Origin of the sequence: Longimonas sp. (assembly GCF_040409695.1) — a bacterium.
Taxonomy (GTDB): domain Bacteria; phylum Bacteroidota; class Rhodothermia; order Rhodothermales; family Salinibacteraceae; genus Longimonas.
In genome coordinates this window covers 1-8,092 of sequence record NZ_JARWGJ010000119.1, presented here as the reverse complement: position 1 = coordinate 8,092, position 8,092 = coordinate 1, and the positions used below count along the sequence as shown (strand labels likewise).

5 protein-coding genes are annotated in these 8,092 nt (G+C 62.4%); 2 read left to right on the top strand and 3 right to left on the bottom strand.

All coding sequences use genetic code 11. The features are described 5' to 3' along the window. Positions 1-123 precede the first annotated feature (123 nt). Positions 124-663, bottom strand: a complete 540-nt coding sequence (locus tag PPP56_RS07510) for a hypothetical protein (protein ID WP_353563422.1) — start codon at positions 661-663, stop codon at positions 124-126. A 293-nt stretch (positions 664-956) separates the two neighbouring features. Between PPP56_RS07510 and PPP56_RS07505 the strand changes: the two genes are divergently transcribed. Further along, positions 957-4,376, top strand: a complete 3,420-nt coding sequence (locus PPP56_RS07505; RefSeq protein ID WP_353563421.1) for a DUF4175 family protein — start codon at positions 957-959, stop codon at positions 4,374-4,376. Between the two features lie 37 nt (positions 4,377-4,413). Here the strand turns inward: PPP56_RS07505 and PPP56_RS07500 are convergent, their stop codons facing one another. Together PPP56_RS07500 and PPP56_RS07495 are read right to left on the bottom strand one after the other, a co-directional pair. Further along, entirely contained in the window at positions 4,414-5,460 is a 1,047-nt protein-coding gene (locus PPP56_RS07500; RefSeq protein ID WP_353563420.1) for a FecCD family ABC transporter permease, read from the bottom strand. Positions 5,461-5,488: 28 nt separating this feature from the next. Then, positions 5,489-6,436: an ABC transporter substrate-binding protein gene (locus PPP56_RS07495; protein ID WP_353563419.1), complete on the bottom strand. Its 948-nt coding sequence runs from the start codon at positions 6,434-6,436 to the stop codon at positions 5,489-5,491. Positions 6,437-6,568: 132 nt separating this feature from the next. Here PPP56_RS07495 and PPP56_RS07490 point away from each other — a divergent pair, with 132 nt between their 5' ends. After that, positions 6,569-7,951 carry a sigma-54-dependent transcriptional regulator gene (locus PPP56_RS07490; RefSeq protein WP_353563418.1) on the top strand — a complete coding sequence of 461 codons (1,383 nt, stop codon included), beginning with the start codon at positions 6,569-6,571 and terminating at the stop codon, positions 7,949-7,951. Positions 7,952-8,092: the final 141 nt, after the last annotated feature.

Below are 8,092 nucleotides of genomic sequence, written 5' to 3'. Positions count from 1 at the left end.
CAATTTGCAGCCCAGCGGAGCCGCTCGCAGCGCCCCGACCGCAGGGAGGAAGTACTCCTGGGGTGCCCAAATTAAGAAATCAAAACAGGCTCTGGGAAGTAGTTGCACCCGTCGAGGGCGATCTTATCGGCGTCCGGCCAGCGCGTCGCGCATCGAAAGGGGCTCGGCGTTGCGCTGCTGGCGGTAGATCAGCGGCTCGGTGTAGGCTTCGGCTTCGCGCATGACCTGCGTGGGCACATCGCCATCGGTGACGACCGCGTACACGCGCTCGGTCGTAAGACGATACGCCTGCCGCACCATCCGCTGCTCTGTAATGATGCGGCGGTACTGCCGGCTCAGCGTGCGGTAGTCGGTCGACGGGCTCAGCGAGGCCTCCACATCGCGGTGGGTGTCGAGATGCTCGCGGTGCTGCTCGAGAATCGTCTCGAAACGCTCGGCCAGGGGCTGCAGAACGTCGTTGGTTCGGGCGGCGTCTTGCAGATCCTCAAGGTCGCCCTCGGCACGCGACAGGTCGCTGGCAAATCGTTCGTTGGCCTGCTGCATCTGCGCGTAGGTGCGCTCCTCAGAGTCGTGGCCGCCGTACGTGCGGCATCCCGAAAAGACAATCAGCAGCGCCAGCGCGCTGAAAAGAATGGAGCGAGAGAGCAGCGGGGGGGAAGGCATAGTAAGCAGGTCGTCGAAGACAATAGATATACGCTCAGACACACTATACACATAAGGCCTGTAAGGTGTCGAATCGGCCAGAACATTTCAGCGTGTTTTTCACGTGTTCGTGCACAGAGCGCGTTCGAATAGAGCGCGTCCGAATAGGAGATGCGCCCGATCCTGTGCTAAGGGCCGCTGCAAACCCCTTACAAAACTTCTGCAAAAGATGTATAGCGCCCCACAGAAACACCCCTCCACGGGGCAAGGTACCTTAACAATAGATACACGAACTGTACACGAGTGGAGTACCCATGGACCATCCTGATGCCTCTGTTGCCACGCTACGCGGTCGCTTACGCCGTGCATACCGTCGCGATGCATTGCTGCAAGCTGTTGCCCGGCTCTTCTGGACGCTCGCGGTTGGGGGTGGAGCGATTCTGGCGTTTCTTCTGCTGGAGGCATTGATCTGGATGCCGGCGGCGGTACGGGTTGTGCTGCTGAGCAGCGCGGTGCTTGGGGGTGGATTCTACCTGGGCGCCCGCGTCGTGCCGCCGTTATTGCAATGGGTGAACATCTGGCCCCTTCCTTCCGACGAAACCCTTGCTCGCACGGTTGGACGCGTCACGCCAGCCATTGCCGACCGCCTCGTCACGCTGTTTCAGTTGGATGCGGGGCGCACCAGCCACGCGCCGGCTGCTGTGCGTACCACCGCTGTTCAGCAGCTCAGCGAAGCGCTCGACGCGCAGTCGTTTGATGCGCTTGTGGATGCAGACCGCGTGCGCCATGCGCTGCCCTGGCTGCTGCTTCCCGCGCTCGCCGTCGCCATTGGCTGGACCGTGCTACCTGATGCCTCGGCGCGTCTGTTCGCCCCCGGTACCTCGTTTGAGCGTCCGGCGCCGTACGCGCTCCAGGTGCAGCCAGGAGATGTCGAGCGTGTGCAGGGCGAAGAGCTGTCTATAGAGGCCCGCCTTGTGGATCGCATCGACGCGACCCGACCCGAGGAAGTCATGGTGGAGATGGATACGCCCGATGGCCTTCGTACGCAGCGCATGACCGCCCAGAGCGACGAGAACACATGGACGCTCAACCTGCCGAATGTCCGCGAAGGGTTCACCTACCGCGTGCGCACCCCGCAGACCAGCTCATCCTACTACACCGTCGACGTAGCTGCCCGGCCTGTGGTGCGCGGACTGCAGGCTGTGGTCACTCCGCCGGCGTATACCAACCGAGCAGCAGAGCAGCTGTCGCCCAATCGGGGCGACGTGACTGCGCTGCGAGGAAGCAACGTGGAGCTCACCCTGCGCCTCGGAGGCGGACCCATCACCGAAGCCGTGGTACGCTTCGAAGATGGAAGCGAACGTCCGCTTGAGGTTGACGACGGTACGGCAACCGGCGGCTTTACCGTCGACCGGTCGACTACGTATCGCATCCACCTGCGCAATGACGACGGCGTAGCAAACCCCGACCCGGTGCGCTACGAGGTGCAGGCGCGGGCCGACCAGCCCCCCCGTGTTGAGTTTGAGGCGCCTGAGGCTCGCGCGAACCTTGGCTCCGACCGGGTCGCCGACCTGCAGCTTCGGCTGCGCGACGACTTTGGATTCTCGCGCCTCCGCATCCACTACCGCATGGACAACGGCGACGACAGCGACGCTCCCTACGAATCGTTCGACATTCCGCTGAGCGAGCCGCGCAACACCGACCAGCGCGTTGCACATACCTGGATGCTCGTGCAAGACAGCGGACTCGACCTGCTGCCGGGCGACGAGGTCGTGTACTACGCCGAGGTGCAAGATAATGACGCCTACGCCGGATTCAAGTCCGCAGAAACCCCGACGCGCCGGCTGCGCATGCCCACCGCCGCCGACCGCTACGCCGATCTCGATCGCTCGCAGGACGACACCGAACGGGCGTTGAACGAGGTGCGCGAGCGTTCGAGCGCGATGCAGCAGCAGTTCGAGCAGCTCCGCGACGAGGTGCGTCGCACGCAGGAAGCCTCGTGGGAGGACCGGTCGGCCGCCGAGCAGCTGAGCGAGCAGCAGCAAGCTATGAGCGAGCAGGTCGAACAGGCGGCTCGTCAGCTTGAAGAAGCAACCCGTCAGATGGAGCGCGACGGGCTCGCCCGCGAAGAGACGCAGCAGATGTATCGCGAGCTGCAAGACATTGTAAGCGAGATCGACGACCCGGAACTGCAGCAGGCGCTTCGCGACCTGCAAGACGCCATGGAGTCGATGGACTTTCGCGACATGCAGGAGGCGATGTCAAATGTTGACGACCAGATGCAGGACTACCAGGAGCGGTTGGAGCGTGCTATGGAGCTTTTTAAGCGGCTGCGCACGCAGCAGAAGCTCGACGAGATGAGCGACCGCGCACAGCAGCTGAGCGAGCAGCAGCAGGCGCTTCTTGAGGATACGGAGGCTGCCGAGCACGACGCAGCCGCCAGTTCGGAGGCCGAAACGGATACTGAAATGGACACCGCCCCCGAGGCGTCTGCCGATCTGAGTCGTCGCCAGGGTGACCTGCAGCAGGAGATGGATGCGCTGGAGCAGGCTCTCGATGAGCTGGCCGCAAACTTCGAGGACACCCAGGGGGCACCCACAGACGATCTGGAGGCGATGCGCGAGCGTATGGAAGAAGCCGGCATTCAGGATCAGATGGAGGCGGCGGCCGAAGCGCTCCAGCAGCAAGACTGGCAGCCCGCACAGGATGCCCAGCAGCAGGCCAGCGACGGACTCGGTGACATGTCGTCCTCGCTCAGCCAGATGCAGGAGGGCATGAGCCAGCAGCAATCCGACATCAACGCGGCGGCTATCTGGTACGCTCTTGAAAATACGCTGTGGCTCTCTAATGAACAGGAGCGCCTGCGCAGCGAGGTCGGGCAGTTTGCGTCGGATGGCGCGCAGCTACGCACGCTCGTCGGAGATCAGCAGCGCCTGCGCACCGGACTGCAGTCGGTTGGCGACTCGCTGTCGGCTGTAGCCCGCAACACGCCTCAGCTGTCGCGGGTGGTGCGCGACCGGCTCGGCGCTGGGCTAAACGCGATGCAAGAAGCCGTGCAGCATCTTGACGAACGCCAGGGCCACCGCGCACGTCCGCAACAGACCCAGGCCATGACGCACCTGAACGAGCTGGCGCTGCTGCTCTCTGAGGTGCTCGACCAGATGGATGGCAGCGGGGGCGGCGAGGGCGGCATGTCGATGGATCAGATGATCCAGCAGATGCAAGAGATGACCGGCGACCAGCAGTCGCTGAATCGCGCCCTGCAGGAGCACCTGCAGAACGTGGCGGGCGAGCGCCTGAGCGTTGACGAGGAAGCGCGCCGCGAGCAGATCGCTGCCGAACAGCAGCGTCTGCAGGAGGCGCTACGCAGCCTCAACGAAGAAGACGCTGCCGACCAGCTGATGGGCGATCTGGACCGCATCGCTGACGAGATGGAGCAGTCGCTTCGCGACTTGGAGAACCCGCGCAACGAGCGTGACCTGCTCGACCGGCAGCAGCGTATCGTATCCCGTATGCTGGAGGCGCAGCGTGCTCTGCAGGCCCAGGGCCAGAGCGACGACCGCGAAGGCGACGCCGTCACCGACTTTGAGCGCCGCGCCTCGCCCGATGAACTCCCCCCTGAAGACGCCGCCGACATCCTGCGACAGGGCCTGCTGGATGCGATGGAAGGCGGGTATAGCCCCGATTACGAGGCGCTGATCCGGCGGTACTTCGAGGCGCTGGAAGAGGAGTAGGGGGGCAGAAGCTGTGTCAGAACAAGACAAGGACGACCTACGGAGCCCCAAATCCATATGAGCCGCGGCGGAGCAAGGCGAGGAAGAACGGCACGCCACACAGCGCGGTCAGGATGCCAACGGGCAGCTCCTGCTCGGGCAGCAGCGTGCGCGCGGCGAGGTCGGCCCACGCCAGAAAGAGCGCCCCTCCGATGAACGCAACCGGCACCACGCGGCGATGAGACACGCCAATCAGTAGCCGCACGGCATGGGGGATGATGAGCCCTACGAATCCAATAGCCCCAGCCACCGCGACCAGGGCCCCCGTTACGAGCGCTGCCAGTCCGATCAGCAGCCGCTTCAGCGCCTCCACAGGAATGCCCAGGTGGTACGCCGACTCTTCCCCGATCAGCATAGCATCGAGCGGACGCGCAAGCACAAAGAGGAGCACGCTGCCAGATGCGGTGGTAACGAAGGGCCAGACCAGGTCGGTCCACTGCGTGCCGCTGAGCGAGCCCAGGAGCCAGAAGAGGACGGCGCGTAGCTTACCTGGATCGGGCGAGGAGAACGTGATGAACGAGGTGACCGACGCCATCAGAGCCGACATGGCGACGCCCGCCAGCAGCAGCCGGGCTACGCTGAGCCGCGAGCCGGTGTACGCAACTAGGTAGACGATCGTGATGGAGAGCAGGCCGCCCAAGAATGCAGCGAGCGGCATGGAGAGCGCTTGTCCGAGCAGCGGCGGTAGAAACCCGAGATAGAAGAGCGAGGCGCCGGCCGAGGCGCCGCTGGAGATCCCCAGAATGTACGGCTCCGCAAGCGGGTTGCGCACCAGCGCCTGCATCGCCACACCGATCACGCTGAGTCCGCCCCCCACCAGCAGCGCCAGTAGCACGCGGGGCAGGCGCAGGTGCCACACCACGCGCTCCGCGATGGGATCCGGAACATCAAGCGGCGACGAGGCCCCGAATCCATCGGCCACACGGTAGGCTACAACGTGGTAAGCATCGGCAAACGAAACGGCAGCGCTGCCAAACGAAAGCGCCGCACCAACGGTAACCAAAAGAGCCCCAAGCAGTCCAAGCGAAAGCAGCGCAGTGCGCATAAAACGTGTAAAAGGGGAAGAGAAGAGTCTACTCAATCAGGGCGGGTGGGGCAGGCAGGTCGAGGTCGGGATGCAACAAGGCCGCGATGCGATACGCGCCCTGCACGACGCGCGGTCCGGGTCGCGATACCAGGTCTGGAGAGATAGAGTACACACGTCCTGTTTGGATAGCTGGCACAACGTCCCAGGTGGGATGCAGGCGCGCGAGTTGGCGGGTGTCGTAGTCGTCGCCAAAGAGCCCGATGATCACGTCGGGGGCGGCATCCAGCACGAACTCCTCGCTGAGCGTTGGCGCGGCCGTCTCGAAATGATCCGTCACACTTCGCCCACCTGCGGCTTCGACGAGCGTGTTTACGTAGCTCGGTCCGCCAAACGCATACAGGGTTTCGTCGCCTACCAGCACCAGCACGCGTGGGGCATCGCGAGACGCAGTGCGGGCCCGGAGCGTGTCGAGCGCTGACGTAAGACGGTCGGCAGCGGCCTCTGCCTGAGATGAGGTGCCGAGCAACGTGCCCAGCGTGCGAATCCCTTCAAAAATGTCAGTGACCGCGTTGAACGAGAAGAAGTAGACCGGGACGTCCATCTGCTGAAGCGGGGCAGCATCGTCGGGCGTGTTGACCTGGTCGGTGGCCAGGACCAGGTCGGGGTCGTGTCCTACAATCGCCTCGTAGTCGACGGGCAGCGTCTGCACCCGGGGCAGCGGATCGACGATCGCGGGAGGGAAGTCGTCAGACACGGTAACGGCCGCGAGGCGATCGCCGCCCCCCGCGGCAACGGTGAGTTCGGTGAGATTGGGAGCCAGTGGAACGACGCGGGTCACCGTATCGGGTACCACGACCGAACGGTCGAGGGCATCTGTTAACGGTGAAGTGCTGGGCTCTGGGTCGGTACATCCGGCGCATACCAGTAGGAAGGAGAGGAGCACCCATACATGCGCCAAGGGATTAAATACACGGAAGCGGAAAAAAACTCTCATAGTTCTGAACAATAGCAATATAAAGAGGTAAACTTTTCAGCATCTATACACGGTGTGAAACGCGCGCAGTGCCGATAAGAGGTAATCGATTCCTGATGGGTGCTTTCTTCTTTCCATATTAGCGAGTGAGCCATGCAAGAGCGTATCTTTGTCGTTGACGACGAGCCCAAAATAGGAACATTATTTTCCAATGTATTGGCCCGAGACGGATACGAGGTCGAGGCCTTTGTGAATCCGGTCAGCATGCTGGATCAGCTCGACGAAGACCGGTTGCCCGACGTTATCCTTGCGGATATGATGATGCCGCAGATGACAGGGGTTGAACTGCTGGATGCGCTCAATGATCGGGCGCCGAGCGTTCCGGTCATTATCATGACAGCGCACTCGTCGGTGCAGACCGCCGTTGAGGCGATGCGTCAGGGGGCCTTTCATTACCTGCAGAAGCCCGTCAACCTCGAAGAGATGCGGGCGCTGATCTACAAGGCCATCCGGCTGTATGGGGCGCAGCAAGAGCTTGAAGAGATCAAAGAAAAGCAGCAGGCTGAGTACCCAATTTCGGGTATCCTCGGCGAGAGCGACCCGATCGTGCAGGTGCGCGAGACGATCCAGACGCTAACTGGCGCTTCCAACACGACCGTGCTGTTCTCTGGCGAAACCGGTACGGGCAAGAATCTGGCAGCCCAGACGCTACACTACAACTCGGCGCGCTCGCGCAAGCCGTTTACCGAAATCAACTGTGCGGCCCTGCCTGATAATCTGCTGGAGGCGGAGCTGTTCGGGTACGAGAAGGGGGCCTTCACCGATGCGCGCACCGCCAAGCCGGGCATGTTCGAGATTGCTGATGGAGGAACGCTCTTCCTCGACGAGATCGACTCGATGAGCCTCGCGCTGCAGGCGAAGCTGCTCTCGTTTCTGGAGAGTCGCACGTTTCGGCGCCTTGGTGGCGTGGAAGACCGCACCGTGAACACACGTGTGCTGTGTGCGACCAATGCCAACCTCGAATCCAGCGTCAAAGAAAAAGAGTTTCGCAAAGACCTTTTCTTCCGCATCAACGTGGTGAACGTAAAGATGCCTGCGCTGCGCCATATGGAGCGCGATGTGCTGCGTATTGCGGATTCGCTTATCACGCGCTTTAACAACGAGCTAAAACGCTCCATCACGGGCCTTACCGAGGCAGCACAAGAGAAGATGCTTGAGCACATGTGGCCCGGCAACGTGCGTGAGCTTCGTAACGTGCTGGAGCGTGCTATGATCTTTGCGCAGGGCGACACCATCGACGCCGAAGACCTGACGCTGGCACCGCCCAGCCAGATTGGAGACGTATTTGGCACGGCCGGGGCGTTTCAGTTTCCACTCGGACGTACCATCGAGGATCTGGAAAAGGCATACATCCTCCGTACGCTGCAGACGCGAGAGGACAGCTATGCCAAGATCGCAGACTCACTCGGTATCTCTAAGAAAACGCTCTGGGACAAGCGCAAGCGCTACAACCTCGACGAGCAGGTGGAGCGGTAACCATCGCTTTTTATATCGTTCTGAAAGACATTCTACAGTCGTAATGGATCTTGGACTCACCGATCACGTCGCGTTTGTGGCCGGCGCCAGTGCCGGACTCGGCTACGCTGTGGCCGAGCGATTGGCCCATGAAGGGATGCG

Excerpts from the sequence above, each read along its gene's own strand:
- PPP56_RS07510 (WP_353563422.1), bottom strand. The coding sequence starts at position 663 with ATGCCTTCCCCCCCGCTGCTCTCTCGCTCCATTCTTTTCAGCGCGCTG.
- PPP56_RS07505 (WP_353563421.1), top strand. The coding sequence starts at position 957 with ATGGACCATCCTGATGCCTCTGTTGCCACGCTACGCGGTCGCTTACGC.
- PPP56_RS07500 (WP_353563420.1), bottom strand. The coding sequence starts at position 5,460 with ATGCGCACTGCGCTGCTTTCGCTTGGACTGCTTGGGGCTCTTTTGGTT.
- PPP56_RS07495 (WP_353563419.1), bottom strand. The coding sequence starts at position 6,436 with ATGAGAGTTTTTTTCCGCTTCCGTGTATTTAATCCCTTGGCGCATGTA.
- PPP56_RS07490 (WP_353563418.1), top strand. The coding sequence starts at position 6,569 with ATGCAAGAGCGTATCTTTGTCGTTGACGACGAGCCCAAAATAGGAACA.